This is a genomic window from Bradyrhizobium monzae (assembly GCF_021458635.1).
Lineage (GTDB): Bacteria > Pseudomonadota > Alphaproteobacteria > Rhizobiales > Xanthobacteraceae > Bradyrhizobium.
In genome coordinates this window covers 247,318-267,966 of record NZ_JAIRDQ010000002.1, presented here as the reverse complement: position 1 = coordinate 267,966, position 20,649 = coordinate 247,318, and the positions used below count along the sequence as shown (strand labels likewise).

General features: G+C 64.9%; 21 protein-coding genes. 14 read left to right on the top strand and 7 right to left on the bottom strand.

The features are described 5' to 3' along the window. Positions 1-3 precede the first annotated feature (3 nt). Positions 4-1,311, top strand: coding sequence for a cytochrome P450 (locus K3F49_RS10485; protein WP_234680849.1), 1,308 nt, complete (start codon positions 4-6; stop codon positions 1,309-1,311). On the opposite strand, the gene K3F49_RS10480 is transcribed toward K3F49_RS10485, so the two are convergent. From K3F49_RS10480 to K3F49_RS10470, 3 genes are all read right to left on the bottom strand, one after another. Then, positions 1,212-2,462 carry a DUF763 domain-containing protein gene (locus K3F49_RS10480; protein WP_234680848.1) on the bottom strand — a complete coding sequence of 417 codons (1,251 nt, stop codon included), beginning with the start codon at positions 2,460-2,462 and terminating at the stop codon, positions 1,212-1,214. The genes K3F49_RS10485 and K3F49_RS10480 overlap by 100 nt on opposite strands. An 80-nt stretch (positions 2,463-2,542) precedes the next feature. After that, positions 2,543-3,343 carry an ABC transporter substrate-binding protein gene (locus K3F49_RS10475; protein WP_234680847.1) on the bottom strand — a complete coding sequence of 267 codons (801 nt, stop codon included), beginning with the start codon at positions 3,341-3,343 and terminating at the stop codon, positions 2,543-2,545. Positions 3,344-3,353: 10 nt separating this feature from the next. Next, positions 3,354-4,334: a tripartite tricarboxylate transporter substrate binding protein gene (locus K3F49_RS10470; protein WP_234680846.1), complete on the bottom strand. Its 981-nt coding sequence runs from the start codon at positions 4,332-4,334 to the stop codon at positions 3,354-3,356. A gap of 115 nt (positions 4,335-4,449) precedes the next feature. Here K3F49_RS10470 and K3F49_RS10465 point away from each other — a divergent pair, with 115 nt between their 5' ends. The 8 genes from K3F49_RS10465 to K3F49_RS10430 all read left to right on the top strand — a co-directional run bounded on the left by K3F49_RS10465 (position 4,450) and on the right by K3F49_RS10430 (position 11,646). After that, positions 4,450-5,160 carry a TetR/AcrR family transcriptional regulator gene (locus K3F49_RS10465; protein ID WP_234680845.1) on the top strand — a complete coding sequence of 237 codons (711 nt, stop codon included), beginning with the start codon at positions 4,450-4,452 and terminating at the stop codon, positions 5,158-5,160. Positions 5,161-5,233: 73 nt separating this feature from the next. Next, positions 5,234-6,193, top strand: a complete 960-nt coding sequence (locus K3F49_RS10460) for an amidohydrolase family protein (protein WP_234680844.1) — start codon at positions 5,234-5,236, stop codon at positions 6,191-6,193. After that, a complete protein-coding gene (locus K3F49_RS10455) occupies positions 6,193-7,077 on the top strand; it encodes an amidohydrolase family protein (RefSeq protein ID WP_234680843.1) in 885 nt (294 codons plus the stop codon). The genes K3F49_RS10460 and K3F49_RS10455 overlap by 1 nt, the downstream gene beginning before the upstream one ends. Beyond that, complete coding sequence (gene dctA / locus K3F49_RS10450) at positions 7,074-8,375, top strand: C4-dicarboxylate transporter DctA (RefSeq protein WP_234680842.1); 1,302 nt, start codon at positions 7,074-7,076, stop codon at positions 8,373-8,375. Before K3F49_RS10455 ends, dctA begins: the two co-directional genes overlap by 4 nt. A 66-nt stretch (positions 8,376-8,441) precedes the next feature. Then, positions 8,442-9,155: a PIG-L deacetylase family protein gene (locus tag K3F49_RS10445; protein WP_148771400.1), complete on the top strand. Its 714-nt coding sequence runs from the start codon at positions 8,442-8,444 to the stop codon at positions 9,153-9,155. After that, positions 9,152-9,835, top strand: coding sequence for a 4-carboxy-4-hydroxy-2-oxoadipate aldolase/oxaloacetate decarboxylase (locus K3F49_RS10440; protein ID WP_234680841.1), 684 nt, complete (start codon positions 9,152-9,154; stop codon positions 9,833-9,835). Before K3F49_RS10445 ends, K3F49_RS10440 begins: the two co-directional genes overlap by 4 nt. Positions 9,836-9,862: 27 nt before the next feature. Further along, positions 9,863-10,732, top strand: coding sequence for a substrate-binding domain-containing protein (locus K3F49_RS10435; protein ID WP_234680840.1), 870 nt, complete (start codon positions 9,863-9,865; stop codon positions 10,730-10,732). Further along, positions 10,732-11,646: a DUF1932 domain-containing protein gene (locus tag K3F49_RS10430; RefSeq protein ID WP_452100821.1), complete on the top strand. Its 915-nt coding sequence runs from the start codon at positions 10,732-10,734 to the stop codon at positions 11,644-11,646. Before K3F49_RS10435 ends, K3F49_RS10430 begins: the two co-directional genes overlap by 1 nt. A gap of 16 nt (positions 11,647-11,662) precedes the next feature. Here the strand turns inward: K3F49_RS10430 and K3F49_RS10425 are convergent, their stop codons facing one another. From K3F49_RS10425 to K3F49_RS10415, 3 genes are all read right to left on the bottom strand, one after another. Further along, positions 11,663-11,980: a hypothetical protein gene (locus K3F49_RS10425; RefSeq protein WP_234680839.1), complete on the bottom strand. Its 318-nt coding sequence runs from the start codon at positions 11,978-11,980 to the stop codon at positions 11,663-11,665. A gap of 145 nt (positions 11,981-12,125) precedes the next feature. Next, a complete protein-coding gene (locus K3F49_RS10420; RefSeq protein WP_234680838.1) occupies positions 12,126-13,331 on the bottom strand; it encodes an amidohydrolase family protein in 1,206 nt (401 codons plus the stop codon). A gap of 47 nt (positions 13,332-13,378) precedes the next feature. After that, complete coding sequence (locus K3F49_RS10415; protein ID WP_234680837.1) at positions 13,379-14,614, bottom strand: amidohydrolase family protein; 1,236 nt, start codon at positions 14,612-14,614, stop codon at positions 13,379-13,381. Positions 14,615-14,816: 202 nt separating this feature from the next. On the opposite strand from K3F49_RS10415, the gene K3F49_RS10410 reads away from it, so the two are divergent. Continuing rightward, a complete protein-coding gene (locus K3F49_RS10410; protein WP_234680836.1) occupies positions 14,817-15,725 on the top strand; it encodes an amino acid ABC transporter substrate-binding protein in 909 nt (302 codons plus the stop codon). A gap of 10 nt (positions 15,726-15,735) precedes the next feature. On the opposite strand, the gene K3F49_RS10405 is transcribed toward K3F49_RS10410, so the two are convergent. Continuing rightward, complete coding sequence (locus K3F49_RS10405; RefSeq protein WP_346657311.1) at positions 15,736-17,061, bottom strand: MFS transporter; 1,326 nt, start codon at positions 17,059-17,061, stop codon at positions 15,736-15,738. Here K3F49_RS10405 and K3F49_RS10400 point away from each other — a divergent pair. From K3F49_RS10400 to K3F49_RS10385, 4 genes are read left to right on the top strand one after another with little or no spacing between them, the layout of a single operon-like run. Next, on the top strand, positions 17,055-17,528 hold the full coding sequence (locus K3F49_RS10400; protein ID WP_234681414.1) for a MarR family winged helix-turn-helix transcriptional regulator: 474 nt from the start codon (positions 17,055-17,057) through the stop codon (positions 17,526-17,528). The genes K3F49_RS10405 and K3F49_RS10400 overlap by 7 nt on opposite strands. Before the next feature lie 2 nt (positions 17,529-17,530). Beyond that, a complete protein-coding gene (locus tag K3F49_RS10395) occupies positions 17,531-19,582 on the top strand; it encodes an FUSC family protein (RefSeq protein ID WP_234680834.1) in 2,052 nt (683 codons plus the stop codon). Beyond that, positions 19,579-19,785, top strand: a complete 207-nt coding sequence (locus K3F49_RS10390) for a DUF1656 domain-containing protein (RefSeq protein WP_234680833.1) — start codon at positions 19,579-19,581, stop codon at positions 19,783-19,785. The genes K3F49_RS10395 and K3F49_RS10390 overlap by 4 nt, the downstream gene beginning before the upstream one ends. Further along, a complete protein-coding gene (locus K3F49_RS10385; protein ID WP_234680832.1) occupies positions 19,782-20,648 on the top strand; it encodes an efflux RND transporter periplasmic adaptor subunit in 867 nt (288 codons plus the stop codon). The genes K3F49_RS10390 and K3F49_RS10385 overlap by 4 nt, the downstream gene beginning before the upstream one ends. The last annotated feature ends 1 nt before the right edge of the window (position 20,649 follow it).

Genomic DNA, 20,649 nt, shown 5'->3' with positions numbered 1-20,649 from the left:
CCGATGGCACCGCGGCTCGATTTCACCAGCGAGGCCTTCTTTCGCGATCCGCCTAAGGCCATCGAGGCCTTGCGGGCGTCCGGCCCTGTCGTCGCGACGCGCTTTCCGCTTGTCGGCGACGTCTGGATCACCACAACCCACGATGCGACCGCGCAGGTTCTGAAGGACAGCACGATCTTCACGCTGCGCAAGGAAGACGGCGAAGTTGCCGGTCTGCGCTGGTGGATGCCGAGGCTGGTCAGGACCATCGCCAACAACATGCTGACGATGGACGAGCCGGATCACACCAGGCTGCGCAGCATCGTGGACGAAGCCTTTCGCCGCCGCGCCATCGTCGCGATGGAGCCGCGCGTCCATGCCATTGCGGATGGTCTGGCCGACGAGCTGTTTGCGAAGGGCAGCCCGGCCGATCTCGTCCAGAGCTATGCGCGCATCCTGCCGCTCTCGGTGATCTCCGAGCTTCTTGGCCTGCCCTTGGCCGATCGGCCGCGCTTCATCGCCTGGGCCAATGCGATGTCCTCGCTGACGAACGTCGTCAGCTTCTTTCGTCTGTTGCTCGCGTTCCGCAAGATGCGCTCTTATCTCGAACAGCAATTGCAGATCGCGCGCGAGCGGGGCGGCGAGGGCCTGATTGCCGAGCTGGTCCAGGTCGAGCGCGAGCGCGGTGAAATCACGCCGGACGAAATGGTCTCGATGGTGTTCCTGCTGCTTGCGGCGGGCTCGGAGACCACCACGCATCTCATAAGCGGCTCGGTTTACGAACTGCTCAGGAATCCGGAACTGCGTGACTGGTTGGAAGAGGACTGGAGCCGTGCCGGGCTGGCGGTGGAAGAGTTTTTGCGCTTCGTCTCTCCGGTGCAGTTCTCGAAGCCGCGTTACTTGCGGCGCGATGTCGATCTCGATGGCGTGCGCCTCAAGAAGGGCGACCGCGTCATGGTCATGCTCGCGGCGGCGAACATGGACCCGGCGGTGCATGACGAGCCCGAGCGGCTCGATCTCGAACGCAAGCCGAACCGCCACATCTCCTTCGGCACGGGAATCCATTTCTGCCTCGGACATCAACTGGCGCGGATCGAAGGCGCGTGCGCGCTCCAGGCGCTGTTTACCCGCTGGCCGCGGCTCGGTCTCGCGGTCGATCCGTCGCAGATTCATTGGCGCAAGCGGCCGGGTATCCGCGCGATTGCGACACTGCCGGTGATCGCGTCCGATCGTCAGCCCGTCGATTTGCGCGATGCGACGACATCGCGTTCCCAGCCGAACACGGAGCGGCCGTCGAGGTCAGGAGAGGCTGCACGTTCGCCCGCGATGTAGGTCTCGACCGACGGCCCGCTTGCGGTTCGTTCCAGTCGCCGCGCCTGGTCGTCGAGGCGCCTGATCGCCTGCATCTCTTCTTCGCGCCCGAGCTTTGCGTTCTGGATCGCGCCCTTCAGCACGCGGATGGTCTCGTCATAGACCTTGATCGGGACAGGGTAGGGATGCCGATCCTTGCCGCCATGGGCGAGCGAGAAGCGCGCCGGGTCGTTGAAGCGATAAGGTGCGCCGTGTACGACTTCGGCAACCATCGCGAGCGACCGCACGGTGCGCGCACCGACGCCCGGGGTCAGCAAGAGCTCGGGGAAGTCGACCGGGCCGCGCTCGGCGGCGGCCGCGAGCGTACCGTGCAGGCGGCGAGCGAACACGTCCTTCGGTCGGACATCGTGATGCGCGGGCATGATCAGATGCGGCAGCATCGCCTGCGCGGGCTCGGGCGGAGTCCCGCTGAGCCGCTCGAATTCGGTGAGGATGCGATCGGGGCCGAGGTCGGTCAGCAGTTCGAGCTGCGCATTGCGCGAAACGTCGGCGCGATGGTCGGTGAGATTGACGATCTCGCCTTGCTGCGGACCGTCGATCGCGCTGTGGGGCGCGTCGACAAAACTCTTCAGCGCTTCCGAGTGCCAGTGATACCGGCGAGCCTGGCGCTTGTCGCCGTTCATGCCCTGCTGCACGACCGTCCACTTCGCATCGGCGGTGACGAAGAAGCCGTGCAGATAGAGATCAAAGCCGTCCTGGACGGCGGCGCTGTCGACCTTCGCCACCAGCCGGCTGGCGCGCGTGAGACCCGCGCCGTCGAAGCCGACGCGGTCGCCGAGCTGCAGCAACTCGTCCGGTGTCCTGCGCGAATGCTGGCCGCGGCCGCCGCAGACATAGATGCCGAGCTCGTCCTGAAGCGGGCCAAGCCCACGCTTCAGCGCGCCGATCACGGAGGTCGTTATCCCTGAGGAGTGCCAGTCCATCCCCATCACGGCGCCGAACGACTGGAACCAGAAGGGATGCGACAGACGCTGCATGAACGCATCGCGGCCGTAATGATGCACGATCGCCTGCGTGACGATTGCGCCCAGCGAGGCCATGCGGTTCGCCAGCCAAGGCGGAACCCGTCCGGTGTGGAGAGGAAGATCGGCGCTGCCGGTTCGTCTGGTCATGATGAATTGATAGCCCAACCCGGCGTCGATTACATCGCTATCCGTCGAATTGCGCTACGCGAAGCGCGGCGCAGGAGAATCTACTCCCGCGTCGCCTTGGTCGCGCCGCGCAGGCCCGCCTGCTGCTGGATCGTGTCCAGCGCACCGGACGACTGCTCCTCTGTGACGAAGCTGTTGAGCAGAGGAAGCGCGGCCTCGCGTCCCCTGGGGATTGCGATGGCCATGTGCTCGGCGCCCCAATTGCTGTCGAGGATTTTCGCGCCCGGCAGCTGGTCGGACATTTCGAACAGTGTCGGCTTGTTGGTGGCGTAGAGATCGATCTCGCCACGGCCGAACATGGCGATGGCAACCTTGACGCTCTCGGCGGGCACGATGGTCGCGTTCTTGAATTTTGCCGGCAGCGTACGCTCGGAGGTCGAGCCTTTGGTCACGCCAATCTTCACGCCGGGTTTGTCGATATCCTCGATCCCGGAGATCGGCGAGTTCGCGGGAACGAGAAAGCCGAGCTCGATCGCCAGCACAGGCTGGCTGAAGCTGACCTCATTGGCGCGGGCCGGGGTGGCGTTGGTCACGGTGAAGTCGACCTGGCCGTCGTGGATCGCGGTGACGATGTCGGCGACACGCTGAAACCGGACATAGTCGACTGCGACGCCGAGTCGTTTGGCCAGCTCGCCGCCGAGATCGTAGGCGAGGCCGTGCGGTTTGCCGGCTGCATCCGTGACCATCGAGGTCGGGCTGCCCGGATAGATGCCGACGCGCAAGGCGCCGCTCGGCGCCAGCAGCTTTGCTTCTCCGTCGGCGTGCGCGGGCGGGCCGACCAGGCTGACGACGGCGAAGGCGAGCAGGGCCGTATGCGCAACATGCTCAAATGTGGTCCTCATGTGAAGGGCCTCACTGCGCGCGGATGTCGGCAGCCTTCAGCACCGGCTCCCATTTGGTCGCCTCGGCGTGCATGTAGGCGTCAAAGTCCTTGGCCGAGGAGCCGACCGGGGCCGCGCCGATCTTGCCGAGCGTGGAGAGCACGTTCGCATCCTGCAACGCCGCCTTCAGGTCGGTCTCGAGTTTTGCGACGATCTCCGGCGGCATTTTTGCAGGTCCAAGCACGCCCCACCAGACCGAGACGTCGTAGCCGGGGACGCCGGACTCGGCGATGGTCGGGACATCGGGCAGCGCCTTGGAACGTTCGGCCGAGGTCACCGCGAGCGCGCGCACCGGGCCGCCTTCGAGCTGGCCAATGGCTTCCGCGAGCGGATTGATGCTGAGCGGGATTTCGCCCGCGATCACGGCGGTGAGCGCCGGCGCGCCGCCCTTGTAGGGGATCGCGACGATCTTGGTGCCGGACATGTGTTTCAGAAGCTCGCCGGCGAGATGCGCCGAGGTGCCGTTGCCGGACATGCCATAGGAGAGCTTGTCAGGCTCCTTCTTTGCCGCGGCCAGGAGATCGCCGAGCGTCTTGTAGGGACTGTCCTTCGCCACGACGATCGCGAGCGGCGAGGACGCGACTTCACTGATCGCGGTAAAATCCTTGAACGTGTCGTAGGGCACGCTCGGATAGATGAACTGGTTCAGCGGATGGCCGCTGGCCACCAGGATCAGCGTGTAGCCATCGGGCGCCGCCTGCGTCAGCGCCTGCGAGGCGACAATGCCGCCGGCGCCTGGCCGGTTCTCGACCACGGGCTGCTGGCCCCAGGTTTTTGCGAGCGCCTGGCCGAGCGTCCGCGCCAGCACGTCGACCGCGCCGCCGGCCGCATAGGGCACGAGGATGTGGACCGGCTTGCTCGGATAATTGTCGGCGGCCTGCGCGATGTTGCCCGCGAGCAGCAGGCCGGCGCCGAGCATCAAGGCGCCGATCTTCGTGTTCAAACCCAGCATACTTCAGCACTCCTTGGGGCATTCGCGCCGCGCGGTCGTCTTCCGAGCCGCTTTCGGACGTTGCCCGTGGTTTTTGTTGACGAGACCTGATCTTTTGTACGATAGTACAAATCACATGGTACGCAAGCCCACCAGCAAGGAAACGGCCCGCAAGCCGAACATGCGCGAGGCGATCCTCGCCGCGGCCGAGGAGCTGTTCGCCACCAACGGCTTCAATGCCGTCTCGGTGCGCGACATCGCGCAGGCCGCAGGGGCCAATCCCGGCAGCGTGACCTATCATTTCAAGACCAAGGACGGCCTGCTGCTGGAGATCTACCGGCGCCATTGCGGGCCGATGAACTTGCGCCGCTCGGAGTTGCTCGCCGCCGCCAAGCGCGTGCGCGATCTGCAGGACCGGCTCGAAGCGGTGGTGCGGGCCTATGTGGTGCCGGCCTTCACCTCGGGCAGCGATCTCGCGGGCGGCGGGGCACGCTTCACGCGGCTTCGCGCCGTGATGTCGGCCGAGGGCAACGAGGTCGCGCGAAAAATCATTGCGCAGACGTTTGACGACACCAGCCACGCCTTCATCGACGCGATCCACGACAGCCTGCCGCACATTCCGCGCACCGACATCGTCTGGCGCAGCCACTTCCTGCTCGGCGCACTCTATTACTCGCTGGTGACGCCGGACCGCGTCTCGCGCCTGTCGCGCGGCGAGACCGACGGCGGCGATCCCGCCAATGCCATTGAGCAATTGGTGCAGGCCACTGTTGCGGCGTTCCAGGCGCCGGCCCTGGATCAGGCCGCGCCGGCGCGGCGTCGGACTGTTGCAAGCAGCAAGACTTGAAAGAAACCGCCCGAGGGGGGCGCGTAGTGGCGCTTCCGCTCGCAAGCGGACATGTGATGGGGTGTTGAAGGACATGAACAGGCGGGAGTGCTTGCATCTCTTGACCGGATTGGCCGGCGCCGCGCTCGCGAGCGAAACGCGCGCGCAAGGGGCCGAACCAAAGACGATGCCGACGATCACGCCGCCGGACCCGAATCCCAAGACGCCGTCGTTCAAGCTGCCAGCAAAATCCTGCGACAGCCACACCCACGTCTTCGGGCCCGCGTCGCGCTATCCTTTCTCGGAAAAGCGGCCCTACAACACCGCTGATGCGCCGCTGGAGATGTTCCGCAGCGTTCATGAGAAGATCGGCGTCGAGCGCTGTGTGATCGTCAATGCGACCGTGCACGGCACCGACAACCGCATCGTCACCGATGCGATCGCGCAGAGCGAAGGTGCCTACAAGGGCATCGCCAATATCAGCGACGAGATGACCGAACAGGAGCTGGCGGCGCTCGACAAGGGCGGCATCTGCGGCTGCCGTTTCGCCTTCCTCAAGCGTCTCGGCGGCGTCGGCGACATGACCAAGTTCCAGCGGATCGTGCATCGCGTCGCCGCGCTCGGCTGGCACATCGACGTGTATTTCGAGCCCGGCACGATCGCCGAATTCGCGCCGATCCTCACCGCACTGCCGACGCCTTATGTGATCGACCACATGGGGACGGTTCAGGCTGCCAAGGGCCTCGACGATGCCGGCTTCACAGCGCTGCTCGATCTTCAGAAGAAGGACGATAAGTGCTGGGTCAAGATCACCGGCCTCGAACGCGCGTCGGCCGCCGGCAAGCCGTTCCATGACGCGGTGCCGTTCGCCAAGGCGCTGATCGACAATGCACCCGAGCGTGTCATCTGGGGGACCGACTGGCCACACCCCAACGTCAAGATCATGCCGAATGACGGCGATCTCGTTGATCTCATTCCCCTCTATGCGCCCGATGACAAGGTCCGGCAAAAGCTGCTCGTCGACAATCCCGCGCGCCTTTTCAAGTTCAGCTGATGAATATGATGTACACGCCGACCATTCCGCCGCCGGATCCGAACACGCGCACGCCGAAATTCAGGCTGCCGAAGCTGTCCTGCGATGCGCATTGCCACATCTTCGGGCCCGGCGCGAAATACCCTTACGCGCCTGACCGATCCTACACGCCGCCGGATGCGCCGCTTGAGGACTTCAAGGTCTTGCACGCCAAACTCGGCGTCGAGCGCGCGGTCATCGTCAATGCCAGCGTGCACGGTACCGACAACACGGTTGCGCTCGACGCCATCGCGCAGAGCAATGGCGCCTATCGCGCGGTTGCCAATATCGACGACAGCATTACCGATCGTGAGCTTCGTGTGCTGCACGAAGGCGGCTTCCGCGGCTGCCGGTTCAATTTCGTCCGCCATCTCGGCGGCGTCCCCGACAAGCGCGTGTTCAACCGCATCGTCGCCATGGTCGCGCCACTCGGCTGGCACATCGATCTGCATTTCGATGCGATCGACCTGCCTGAATATGCCGACATGCTGACAAGGCTGCCGCTGAGCTACACCATCGACCATATGGGCCGGGTGAAGGCGTCGGAAGGGCTCGACCAGTTGCCGTTCCGGATCCTGATCGAGCTGATGCAGCGCGACGAAAAGTGCTGGGTCAAGATCTGCGGTTCGGAACGAGTCTCCTCGGCCGGTCCGCCCTTCACGGACGCGGTGCCGTTCGCGCGAAAGATCGTCGAGACCGCGCCCGATCGCATCATCTGGGGCACCGATTGGCCGCATCCGAACGTCAAGGTGATGCCGAATGACGGCGACCTCGTCGATCTGATCCCGCTGTTCGCGCCGGAGCCGGCGTTTCAGCAGAAGATTCTGGTCGACAATCCCGCGCGCCTGTTTGGATTCGACGAATGACCGCGATGGCGATCGACAAGCCGCGCGGGCGGGTCTGGTGGAAGGAGCTCTGGATCCAGGTGCTCATTGCCATGGCGGCCGGCATCGCGCTTGGGATCGTCAGTCCCGAGGCGGGCGCAAAGATGCAGCCGCTCGGGGATGCCTTCATCAAGGCGATCCGGATGCTGATCGCGCCGATCATCTTCTGCACCGTCGTCCACGGCATCGCCCATATGGCCGACATGGCGCGGGTCGGACGCGTCGCGGTGAAGGCGATCGTCTATTTCGAGGTCATGACCACGATCGCGCTGATCATCGGTCTCATTGCGGTCAATGTGCTCAAGCCCGGCGCCGGCATGAACATCGATCCGGGCAGCATCAATGCCAGCGCGGTCGAGCCTTACGTCAAGCAGACCGCCGTGATCGGCTTCGTGCCGTTCCTGATGAACATCGTGCCCGCGACGTTCATCGGCGCGTTTGCCGAGGGCAATATCCTCCAGGTCCTGTTCATTTCGGTGCTGTGCGGCTTTGCGCTGGTGCAGCTCGGTGAGCGCGCCGCGCCGCTGGTCAATCTGATCGACATCGCCGCGAAGATGGTGTTCGCCGTGGTCGGCTTCGTGATGTGGGCAGCGCCAATCGGGGCGTTTGGTGCCATCGCGTTCACGGTCGGCAAGTTCGGCGTCGGCTCGCTGGCCTCGCTCGGCAAGTTGCTGGGTGGGTTCTATCTCACCTGCGTCATCTTCATTATCGTGGCGCTCGGCCCGGTGGCGAGGCTCTGCGGCTTCTCGCTGCTGAAGCTGATCCGTTACATCTGGGAAGAGCTGCTGATCTGCATCGCCACCACATCGTCCGAGACGGTGCTGCCGCGGATGCTGACCAAGCTGGAGAAGGCGGGTTGCGAGAAGAGCGTGGTCGGCCTCGTGATCCCGACCGGCTATTCCTTCAATCTCGACGGCACCTGTCTCTACCTCGCCGCCGCTTCAGTGTTCCTGGCGCAAGCCACCAACACACCGTTCGGGCTCACCGAGCAGATCGAGCTGCTGCTGATCCTGCTCGTGACCTCAAAGGGCGCGGCCGGCATCGCGGGCGCGGCCTTTGTCGTGCTGGCGGCGACGCTGTCCGCCACCGGCTCCATTCCGGTGACGAGCGTCGCGCTGGTGCTCGGCATCCATCGCCTGATGTCGCAGGGGCTGACGCCGACCAATCTGATCGGGAACGCGGTCGCGACCATCGCGATTGCCAAATGGGAAGGCGCGCTCGATCAGGAGCGCTTGAAGCGCGTCCTCGACGGCGAGGAACCCGTGGCCGCCGCGGCTTGATGATTTTGCTGCCGGCATGACGCTGGCAGCCTATGATGCTGACGAACGAAAGAGGGGAGTTCTCCCATGAAAACAGGTCTCGTGGTCACCGCCCATCCCGGCGATTTCGTCTGGCGTGCCGGTGGCGCCATCGCGCTGCATGCGAAGAAGGGCTATCGCATGAAGATCGTGTGCATGTCCTTTGGCGAGCGCGGCGAGAGCCAGTTCGCCTGGAAGGAAAAGGGCGCGACACTGGAATCGGTCAAGGCCGGCCGCAAGGATGAGGCAGAGCGGGCGGCAAAGCTGCTGGGTGCCGAGATCGAGTTCTTCGATTGCGGCGATTATCCTCTGAAGCTGACCGAGGCGCATTTCGACCGCATGGTCGATATCTACCGCGAGCTCAATCCGAGCTTCGTGCTAACCCACGCGCTGGAAGACCCCTACAATTTCGACCATCCGAACGCGGCGCATTTCGCGCAGGAGACCCGCGTGGTCGCGCAGGCCATGGGCCACAAGCCCGGCGCACAGTACCAATATTCGGCGCCGCCGGTGTTCCTGTTCGAGCCGCACCAGCCCGAACAGTGCAATTACAAGCCGGACGTGCTGCTCAAGATCGACGAAGTCTGGAAGGAGAAGTACGAGGCGTTCCAGATCCTCGCCGCGCAAAAGCATCTTTGGGGCTATTACGAACGCGTCGCGCTCAACCGCGGCATCCAGGGCAGTCGCAATACCGGCATTCCGATGACCTACGGCGAGGCCTATCAGCGCCTGTTCCCGACCGTTGCGGAGGTGCTGGCATGAAGCCCGTCGTCGTTCGCAACATCAAGCGTGCCGATCCCGCGGGGATGGCGGAATACGGCGTCTCGACCGTGCACGAGGCCTATGGTCGCCTCGGCCTGATGAAGCCGTACTTGCGGCCCGTCTGGGCCGGCGCATCGATCGCAGGTCCCGCCGTCACCGTACTGGCGCAGCCAGGCGACAACTGGATGATCCATGTCGCGGTCGAACAGTGCAGGAAGGGCGACATCCTCGTCGTCGGCTGCACCACCGACAATACCGATGGCATGTTCGGCGAGCTGCTGGCGACCTCGCTGCAAGCGCGTGGCGTGCAGGGGCTGATTATCGATGCCGGCTGCCGCGACGTCAAAGCGCTGCACGAGATGAATTTTCCGGTGTGGTCGCGCGCGGTCTCGGCCAAGGGCACGGTCAAGGCCACGCTCGGCTCGGTCAACGTCCCCGTGGTCTGCGCCGGCGTCAACGTCGATCCCGGCGACATCATCGTCGCAGATGACGACGGCGTCGTCGTGGTGCCGAAACGCTATGCCGCCGGGGTCGCCGAGAAGGCGAAGAAGCGCAACGCCGACGAAGGTGGCAAGCGCCAGCGCCTCGGCTCGGGCGAACTGGGCCTCGACATGTACAGCATGCGCGAGGCGCTGGCGAAGGCGGGGCTGGTCTACGTCGACAATCCCGAAGACGTCTGATCGGCGAGAGAGAAGCGGAGCGCGCAAATGGATCGTCTCAAGCTGAAGGCGGTGCTCGGCAGTCACCCCCATGTCAAGGCGGTGAAGAGCGGCGAGCTTCGCTCCGACCTCTTCGACCTCGACTTCATCGAGTACACGCCGACCAACGCGGCGTTCAAGCCGATGGTGCGCGAGCAGGCGTTCGACGTCTGCGAGATGGCGATCGTCACCTATCTGATGGCAAAGGCGCACGGCAAGCAGCTGGTGCTGCTGCCGGCGACCATGATGGGCCGCTTCCAGCATACCCATGCGTTGTATAATCCGGCGCAGGGAACGCTCGGGCCGTCCGATCTCGAAGGCAAGCGCGTCGGCATCCGCTCGTTCACGACGACAACGGGCGCCTGGATCAGGGGCATTCTCGCCAACGACTACGACGTCAATCTCGACAAGATCCGCTGGGTGACGTTCGAGGATCCGCATGTCGCCGAGTATGTCGACACCACCGAGCGCGCGCCGAAGGACAAGAAGGTCCTGCAGATGCTGCTCGACGGCGAGGTCGACGCCGTTCTCGGCGAGATCTCCGATAATCCCAAGCTGAAGTCGCTCTTCCCCGATCCGGCGGCTGAGGCCGCCAAATGGTATGCCCGCCGCGGCGTGGTGCCGGTCAATCATCTCGTGGTCGTGACCGAGCAGCTTGCAGAATCGCGCCCCGATGTGGTCGCGGGCGTCTATGATCTGCTCAAGCGGAACAAGGAACAGGCTGGACCTGCGGCGACGCCCGACTTCGTGCCGTTCGGGGTCGAGGCGAACCGAAAACCGCTGGAGCTGATCGTCGACTATGCATTCCAGCAGGCGCTGATCCCGCGCCGCTATGCGGTCGAGGAGCTGTTCGACGTGACGACGCGAGGGCTGAACTGATGGCAGATCCGAAGCGGTGGCAGATCGGGCTGGTTGGCTATGGCGAGGTCGGCCGGATCCTGGCCGAGGATTTGCGCGAGCAGGACAGCAAGGTCGCCGCTTATGACATCAAGCTCGGCGGCGAGCAGGGCGCGCCGCTGAAGAAGCATGCGGCGAAGTTCGGCGTGACGCTCGCGGCGTCTCACGCGGAGCTGACCGCAAAATCCGATTTCATCATCTCAGCCGTTACCGCGAGCCAGGCCGTCCCGGTCGCAAAGGCCTGCGCGTCGGCCATCAACCAGGGCACCTGGTTTCTCGACTTCAACTCGGCCTCGCCCGGCGCCAAGCGGCGCGCGGCGGCGCTGGTCGATGGCGCGGCCGGGCGCTATGTCGAGGGCGCCGTGATGACCTCGGTGCCGCCTTATCGGATCAAGGTGCCGCTGCTGCTCGGCGGTCCCGGCGCGAAGGAGCTCGAGCCGCTGCTGAACGCGATCGGCTTTGCAGCGAAAGTTGCGAGCGACAAGCTCGGTGTGTCCTCGGCCGTGAAGATGTGCCGGAGCATCATGATCAAGGGTCTCGAGGCCATGGTCATCGAGAGTTTTACGACCGCGCGCGCCTATGGCGTCGAGGATGCGGTGCTGGCGTCGCTCACGGAGACGTTTCCGGCGATCAATTGGGAGAAGCAGGGCGCTTATTGCTTCCAGCGCGTGATCGAGCACGGCCGCCGCCGCGCCGAGGAGGTGCGCGAGGTCGCCGAGACCGTGCGCGAGGCGGGGCTGACGCCGTGGTCGGCGCAGGGCACGGCCGAGCGTCAGGCCTGGGTCGCCGATCTCGCCGATGAAGGCCTGTTCGGCACGAAGGGTACGAAAGAGTTCGCGCGGAGCGCCGATTGGCGCACGGAAGCGGATCGCATTCTCGCCAAGGTCAAGCGCTAGCGCTGACCGCGAGCGTTCAGCTCAGGATCCTAACGCTGTCGCGATAGCCGGAGATTTCGTCGCGTGCAGCCTCAATCAAATCGATCAGGCTCTTGGCGTTGCGGGCAACGTCCTTGGTGCGCTCGGTCCTGAACTCGGTCAGGATCATGCGAATGCACTTGCCGGCTGTATCGAGCGTCCACAGCGCGTGGGCCATGTCGCCCTGCGAATGGATTGCCGAGATGTCGAGGCCCGACAAGACTTCGCCGATGCCGCTCAATCGCTTGACGGCCGTCTCGGCGGGCGTGCTGGCCCGGATGGACTGATAATCAATGCTGCTGAATGCGCTGAACATATCCATAACTTCCCCCACGAACGCAGACGGTCAGTGCGCGTCCCAGTATGGTTAGCGCTGCCTTTCTCGCAATGCGTTGGGCTACGGTCCGGGATTCTACCGGGCTCGGATTTGGCGGTAAGATCGTGTCGGAAAGGTACGATGATCAGCGAGTTTTCCCGACAATCGTACCGTTAGACGCGACGAGCATACCTGCCTTGTAGACGGCGCGGCCCTGCGGCACCGCGACGACGGCCTCTGGAACATGTTCTACGTCCAGCGTCACGAAATCCGCCTTGGCGCCGACGCGCAGGCCGTAGCCCTCGAGCCGCAGTGCCTTGGCGCCGGCCTCGGTGACGACATCGAATGCGACACGCAATTCCTCGTCGGTGTTGAAGCTCGAGCGATAGCCGAGCGTCGTCGCACGGCGCAGCATGTCGCCGTCGCCATAGGGCCACCAGGAGTCGCGGATGTTGTCATTGCCGCTGAACACGGTGACGCCGGCATTGCGTAGCGCCAGGATCGGCGGGAAGGCGCGAGCGCCCGGCGCATTCGTCATGATCGCGACGCCGGAGCGGGCGAGGGTGTCGGCGACTGTCTTGACCTGATCTGCGGAAATATCGCCAAGCCCGTAAGCGTGGCTGATGGCGACATGGCCCCCCATGCCCAGCGCCCGCGTGCGCGCTGCGATCTGCTCGATCTCGAAAGCGCCGAGCGTGCCCATGTCGTGCAGGTGAATGTCGACGTCGACGCCGTGCTTGTTGGCGACGCCAAACACCACGTCGAGATGCTTCTCGACATCGCGGTCGAAACTCGCGGGATCGAGTCCGCCGACGAGGTTCGCACCGAGCCCGATGGCTTCGTCGAGCAATTGCGGTGTGCCCGGGCGTGCCAAAATGCCGCTCTGAGGGAAAGCGACGAGCTGGATGTCGATCAGGCCGCGATAGTCCTCGCGCACGCGCAAAACCGTCTCCAGCGACTTCAGGCCGACCGAGCCGTCGACCATGACGTGGCTGCGCATCTGAGTGCTGCCGTGGCCGATGCAGAGATCGAGCTGGTTGCGCGCCCGCACGTCCATCGGCGCTGCCGCAGCCATGTTCTGGGCCTGGAAGGCCACGCGTTCGTGCACGTTGAATCCGTTGGTGCATGGCTTGTGCGGACGCCAGGCGTCACCATAGAAGCTGGTGTCGAGATGGATGTGGCCTTCGACGAAGCCGGGAACGACGAGGACGTTGCCGAGGTCGACCGTCTCCGCGCCGCCTGTAGGCGCGTCAGCCGGCAGCAGCGCGGCGATGCGCCCGTCCTTGACCGCGATGTGATGGCGAGCCCCGCCGTCGAGGCGGGCGTTCAGGAAGATCTTGTCGAAGGCCATCCGGTTGCTCCGTTGGTCGATTTTGGAATAGCGCGAGCGGTTCGGTTTCACGGCTTGCGCAGCGTCGCGCGCGGCCGCTCAAAGGTTTGCCGCCCGTTCTTGAAGCCCATCAAGATATCCGGCAACTCGGCGATGGCAAAGCGGCTGTCCTGGGTGTCGAGCACGACGAGATCGGCGGGCTTGCCGACCGCGATCCCGTAATCCCTGAGGTTCATCAGCCGCGCGGGCAATTCGGTGACGAGATCGAGGCAGGTGTCGAAGTCGCCGACGGCCGCGTGGGCGACATTGGCGTAAAAGTTCGCCATCCGCAGCAGCGAGGCATCGCCGAACGGCGTGAAGGGATTGAGCACGTTGTTGGTCGCGACGGAGCAGACGACGCCCTCGCCGGCGAGCTTGTGCGCGAGCGTCAGTCCGCGCGGCGCGTTGTGGGTAGCGTCGCGGCCCATCAGATAGAGATCGGTCGCCGGCAGCACGGTGACAGCGATGCCGGCGTTCGCCAATTGCGCGGTGGCCGTCTTCAGCCGTTCCGGCGGCAGGGCCGAGAGTTTCGTGGCATGGCCGACCGCGACGCGACCACCGTAGCGGCGCTGTTCGGTCTGCCGGCAGACCTCGTCGAGATGCGACCAGGAGGGATCGAGATCGAAGTCGAGATGGAGGTCAACGTCGAGGTCGAACTCCTGGGCGAGGTCGAAGATGCGCGCGAGATGCGCGTTCGGATCGGTGTCGGTATAGGGGCAGCCGCCGATCGACTCGGCGCCGTCGCGCAAAGCCTCGACCAGCAGTTCCTCAGTTCCGGGATCGTTGGTCAGGCCCTCCTGCGGGAAGACGCAAAGCGACAGATCAATCGCCCAGGCGTAGTCGCGCTTGAGCCGGTTGATCGCCTCGAAGCTGCGCAAGCCGATGCGCGGATCGATTTCAACATGGGTGCGCATCCGCGTCGTGCCTTGGACGATGGCGCGCTCGAGCACTTTTGCGCCGCGTGCATAGACATCGTCAGCGCTAAAATCCTGCTTCATGGCCGAGACGGCTCGGATGGCATCACCGAGCGTGCCGTGGATGTGCCCGCAGCGTTCGAGCAGGCAAGCCTTGTCGAGATGGATGTGAGTATCGACGAAGCCGGGCAGAGCCAGTCGTCCCCCGACCTCGACCTCGACCGCCTCGCAGGCCAGCCTGGATTCGATTGCGGCGATCCGTCCGCTCTTCACGCCGATATCGACGGGCCTAGGGGACGATCGCAACAGGGCGTTGCGGAAGATCAGGTCGAAAGCGGTCTGGGTGGTCATGGCGGGGAATCTGGCTGGAGAGCTGGCGGTCGGCACCGTTGCAGGTGGCTGGCAATGTAGCGGAGACGAAGGGCCAGCCGCCATATCGAATGCTGTGATAGCTGATAGACGCAGGCTGGTCTGGCGGCGGGCCGGCGCCTGGGCTATCAACCGTTCGATTGCGCCCGGCATGGAGGCGCAGCCCTGCTTTCAGGAGCCCCCGATGCGTCTACCCGCCGTTCTCTTGGCCGTCACTTGTCTCGCTGGCGCTGCGTCCGCCGAAGATCTGTCGGGCACGCTTCAGAAGGTCAAGGAGACCAGGAAGATCACGCTGGGCTATCAGGAAGCCTCCGTACCCTTCAGCTATCTCGATGGCAACCAGAAGCCGGTCGGATTTGCCATGGATATCTGCCTCAAGATCGTCGACGCCGTGAAGAAGCAGCTCGGCATGCCCGACATTGCCGTCGACTATGTCGCCGTGACCTCGTCGAACCGCATCCCCTTGATGGTGAACGGCACGCTCGACCTGCACTGCTCGGCGACCACCAACAACGCGGATCGCCAGAAGCAGGTGGCCTTCACCAACACGCACTTCCTCAGCGCGACGCGATTTGCCGCCAAGAAGGCCGCCAAGATCAACACCATCGACGATCTCAAGGGCAAGGCGGTGACCGCGGTGGCAGGCTCGGTCAATTTGAACCAGCTCGCCAAGGTCAATACCGAGCGCAACCTCGGCATCAAGATCATGCCGGCCGTGGATCAGGCCGAAGCGTTCCTGCTGCTCGAGACCGACCGTGCGCAGGCCTACGCGCTCGACGATGTTCAGCTCGCGGTCGCCATTGCGCGCTCGAAGGAGCCCGGCCTGTTCATGATCAGCGAGGAAACGTTTGCGAAGGCCGAGCCCTTCGGGATCATGCTGCGGCGGGAGGACGCGCCGTTCAAGGCGCTGGCCGATCGCGCCACGGCCGAGCTCTATGCCAGCCCGGAGATCGAGGTGCTCTACAAGAGGTGGCTGGAATCGCCGACGCCGCCGAATGGCATCAACTACAACGTCCCGATCTCGGCAGCCTTGCGAAATGCCTTCAAGAATCCGAGCTCGAGCGCCGATCCGGACGTGTATCTCGTGAAGTGAGGCGAGGGCGCTAGCGAGCGCGCGGTGTGTCGAGCAGCTGGCCGGCCAGCGCGGCGCCCACCGCCGCAATCGCGGCCATCGCAAGTGCCCACGGGACGAACAGCCGGTGACCAATCAGCGCGCCGCTCAGCAGCGGTGCGCTGATATTCGCGCCCGACATCAGCGACTGATTGAGGCCCATGATCATGCCCTGGCGGTTGATCGCGGTCGAGCGCGACAATTCCGCCGTCAGCGTGCTGCGGGCGAACATGGTGCCGACGATGATCAGCGTCAGATAGACCGCGAGCAGGCCGATATTGCTGCCGGCGGCGAGGCCGGCAAATCCAAGGCCCATGCAGGCGAACGCGGCCATCACGATGCTGCGGTCGGAGGCGGCGAGATTCGCCCGGGTGATCAGCAAACCCTGGACCACCATGTTGATGAATCCGGCATAGGCAAACATCCAGCCGAGCTCGCGTGCGCCGAAGGGCTGTCCATCCCAGGAGAACCGCGCCGAGAGGAACAGGCCGATCTGCGACAGGAACATCGAGTTGACGAAGAAGAACACGATCAGCAGGCCGAGCAGGCGCCAGGCGTAGCGCATGCCGAACAGGCTGCGCACCAGCGTCGGCTCGGGCACGCGATGCTGGTAGAGCGGTTCGGACGCGGGATGATCCGGCGGAAGCAGGGCGATCGTTGCGAGAATACTGATGAGCGAGAGCGCGGCCGCGGCCCACACCGGCGCGGTCTGGCCGTAATGGACGAGGAAACTTGACAGCGCGGGTCCCAGCAGCAGCCCGGTTCCGATCGCGCCGCTGGTCATGCCGAGCGCCTGCTTGCGGGTCGCCGGCGCGCTGTGCTCGGCGGCATAGGCATGCGCGACCGAGATGTTGCCCGATGTCAGGCCATCGATGATGCGCGCCAGGAACACCAGCGTCAGATTGCCGGCCAGCGCGAGCAGGACAAATCCGACGAGTGTCCCGATCTGGCTGACGATCAGCACTTTGCGCCGTCCGTAGCGATCGGAAAGGATGCCGACCACGGGACCGGCAATGAGCTGGCAGACGGCATAGACCGAGATCAAGGCACCGATCAGGAACGGCGTCGCGCCGAGCCGCTGCGAATAGAACGGCAGCAGCGGCAGGATGATGCCCATCCCCGTGGCGTCCACGGCGACGACGACAAAGGTCGGGACCAGCGACAGGGTGCTCTCATCCGCCATCGCCTGCCGTGCCTCCAAGGTGGAACCCGGGCCCATATCGCGTTGTCCTCGTTCGCTTTTGCGTGATCGATCCGAATATGCGGGGCTATATAGTTGTAGACTAATAGTTCGTGTCCTATCTAATTTGCATGGCACCCTCGCAAGGCTTCATCCACGGCGAAATCGGCCGGCTCATCAGCCGCCTGGCCCGCATCTGGCGGCGCGAGTCGGATCAGGCGCTGTCCGATCACGGCCTGTCCTATGCGACCGCGATCCCGCTGCTGGTGCTGTCGCGGCAGGGCGAGAACGTCCGTCAGGGCGTGCTTGCCGACGAGCTCGGCATCGAGGGGCCATCGCTGGTGCGGCTGATCGACCTGCTCCAGGCCGAGGGCCTGGTGGAGCGCCGCGAGGATCCGACCGACCGGCGTGCCAAAACGCTCCACCTGACGAAGGCGGGCGAAGCCAAGGTCGAGGAGACCAACCGGATCTTGCGGCGCGTCCGGGCGGGCCTGCTCAAGGATATCGCGCCAGAGGAACTTGCGATAACTTTCGAGACGCTCCAGCGCATCGAGCGGCGGGCCAGCCGCCTGCTCGAAGCAAAGGCGCTTCCAGAGGCGAAATAGTCATGCGCGCGGAAGAGCCGTTCCTGGTCCGCCATGCGGATCTCATTTTCGCTTTGAAGACGTTTGCCGCGTCGATGCTGGCGCTGGTCATTGCGCTCGCGATGGACCTGCCGCGGCCCTATTGGGCGATGGCAACCGTCTACATCACCTCGCAGCCGCTTGCCGGCGCGACCAGCTCGAAGGCCTTCTTCCGCGTCATGGGCACGCTGGTCGGTGCAACCATGACGGTGGCGCTGGTGCCGAATCTGATCAACGCCCCCGAATTGTTGTGCCTCGCCATCGCGCTCTGGGTCGGGCTGTGCCTGTATCTGTCGCTGCTCGACGGCACCCCGCGCAGCTACGTCTTCATGCTGGCCGGATACACCGTCGCGCTGATCGGCTTTCCCTCGGTGTCCGAGCCCGGTGCGATCTTCGACACCGCGGTGGCAAGGCTGGAGGAAATCTCGCTGGGCATCATCTGCGCCAGCCTGGTCTCCACCATCGTGTTTCCCCGCAGCGTCGCGCCGGCGGTCGCCGGCCGTGTCGGCAGCTGGCTCCTGGATGCGCGTCGTCTCAGTCAGGCCGTCCTGCTGCGTGAGGGTACCAACGAAACCCGCCGCGGCAAGCGCCTCAAGCTCGCGACCGATATCGTCGAGATCGACACGCTCTCCGCCCATCTCGCCTATGACCGGCTGACCGATCGCAATGCGGTGACCGGCCTCGGTGAGATCCGGCTGCGCATGCTGATGCTGCTGCCCGTGATCGCCTCCCTGGAGGACCGGCTGTCTGCGCTGGGGGAGGAGGCTCTGCGCCGGCAGCCGGAGCTGAAGCGATTGCTGGAGGATCTCGCGCAGTGGATCGTCAGCGACGTCGGCGCACGACAACCGGCCGAGCGGATTCGCGCGATGATTGCGGAACGGCAGGCGGTGCTCGATGACGGCGCATCCTGGGAGCGGATCATTGTCACGAGCCTGCTGTCGCGACTGCGCGAGCTCGTCGATCTCTCGCGCGACTGTCGCGAGCTGACCCAGGCGATCGCCGAGAACCACAATGTCTCGAGCCTCGATCTGGCCTTCCATTCCGAAGCCGGCGCCGCGCCCGTGCGCCACCGGGATCGCGGGCTCGCGCTGTGGTCGGCGGCCGGTGCGGCCGTGGCGATCCTGATCTGCTGCGCGTTCTGGATCGGCACGGGTTGGCCCGATGGCTCCTCGGCGCCGATGATGGCGGCGGTGGCCTGCTCGTTCTTCGCGGCCCAGGACGAACCCGCGCGCTTCATCCGCAGTTTTGGCCTGTGGTCGCTGGTCGCGATCGTGGTCGTTGCGATCTATCTGTTCGCGCTGGTTCCTGCGATCTCCCATATCGAGGTTCTGGTCGTCGCGCTGGCACCGACTTTCCTGCTCTATGGTTTCCTGATCGCGCGGCCGGCAACGGCGGGCACCGGCATGGCGCTCGCGGCCAACACCGCGACGCTGCTTGCGCTGCAATCGACCTACATCGCGGATTTCGCCTCCTACGCCAATTCCGCCGTCGCCTTCTTCGTCGGCGTCCTCATCGCCGAGGTGGTGACGCGGATCGCGCGCGGGGTGGGCGCGGAGTGGATCGCCAATCGCCTGGTGCTGTCGAGCTGGATCACGATCGCGGTTGCCGCCGAACGGCGGGGCAAGCGCGACCGCGCGGAGTTTGCCGGCCTCATGCTGCACCGTCTCGGGCTTCTGGTGCAGCGCATCGCCTTCCTGTCGGAGAGCGACCGGCGCGACGCCGACAGTCTCGTGCAGCTCCGCATCGGGATCAACATCATCGATCTGCGCCGTGCGCGCTATGGGCTTGCGGCGATGACCATCTCCGTGATCGACGACATGCTCGACCAGCTCGCCATCGCCTGCCGCAACTATGCGGGCGGCGGAATGCCGCGCGAACTCCTGACCAGCGTCGATCGGGCTTTGGCGCAGGCGGTGAAGGATCCCAACGACAGCGCGCGCGAAGATGCGCTGATCGGCCTGGTCGGCATCCGCCGCGGCCTGTTCCCGGACGCGCCGGCCTATCGGCCGCGCGCAGATGCGAGTGTGGCGGCATGAGATATGTGGTCGACATCTATGGTGTGCTCGTGCCGGCGCTTCTGCTCTGGGTCATCGTCGCCTATGTGCTGAGCGCGCTTCTGCGCCGGCTGATGCAGCGCTTCGACCTCTACCGACTGGTCTGGCACCGCGCATTGTTCGATTTCGCGATTTTCGTCTGCCTTCTCGGCGGCGTCGTCTATCTCTCGGAGTGTCTCTCATGAAAGGGAATTTTGCCTGGATCGGCCGGCTGGTGGTCACGGTCATCGTGGTCATCGCGGCGCTCGGCGTGGGTCGCGAATTGTGGGTCTATTACATGGAGTCGCCTTGGACTCGTGACGGCCGCGTGCGCGCCGACGTGGTGCAGGTCGCGCCGGACGTCTCCGGCTTCGTCACCGACGTGCTGGTCAAGGACAACCAGAAGGTCCATCGCGGCGATGTGCTGTTCAAGATCGATCGTGAGCGGTTCGCGCTGGCGTTGCGGCAGGCTGATGCGTCGGTGGCGGGTCATCAGGCCACGCTGGATCAGGCCAATGCCGATCTGAAGCGCTACAGCACGTTGACCACCGATGCCGTTTCGCAACAGAAGCAGGAGCAGGTGCTCGCGACCCAGCTCCAGGCCAAGGCGGCCTTCGATCAGGCAGTTGCCGACCGCGCAGTCGCCCAGCTCAATCTCGATCGCAGCGAGGTCCATGCCTCCGTGAACGGTGTGATCACCAACATGGATCTGCGACCCGGCGCCTACGTCACCGCCGGGAAGGGCGTGATGGCGCTGGTCGACAGCGACACGCTGCATGTGGAAGGCTATTTCGAGGAGACGAAACTCGCGCGTATCCGCATCGGCGACAAGGTGCAGGTTCGCCTGATGGGCGAGAAGGGCACGCTGTCGGGCCATGTCGAGAGTATCGCCGCCGGCATCGAGGACCGCGACCGCGCCGAGGGCGCAAACCTGCTCGCCAACGTCAACCCGACCTTCAGCTGGGTGCGGCTCGCCCAGCGCGTGCCCGTGCGCATCGCGCTGGATCCTGTGCCCGACGGAATGTCGCTGGTCGCCGGCCGCTCGGCGACGGTGGAGGTGTTGAACTAGT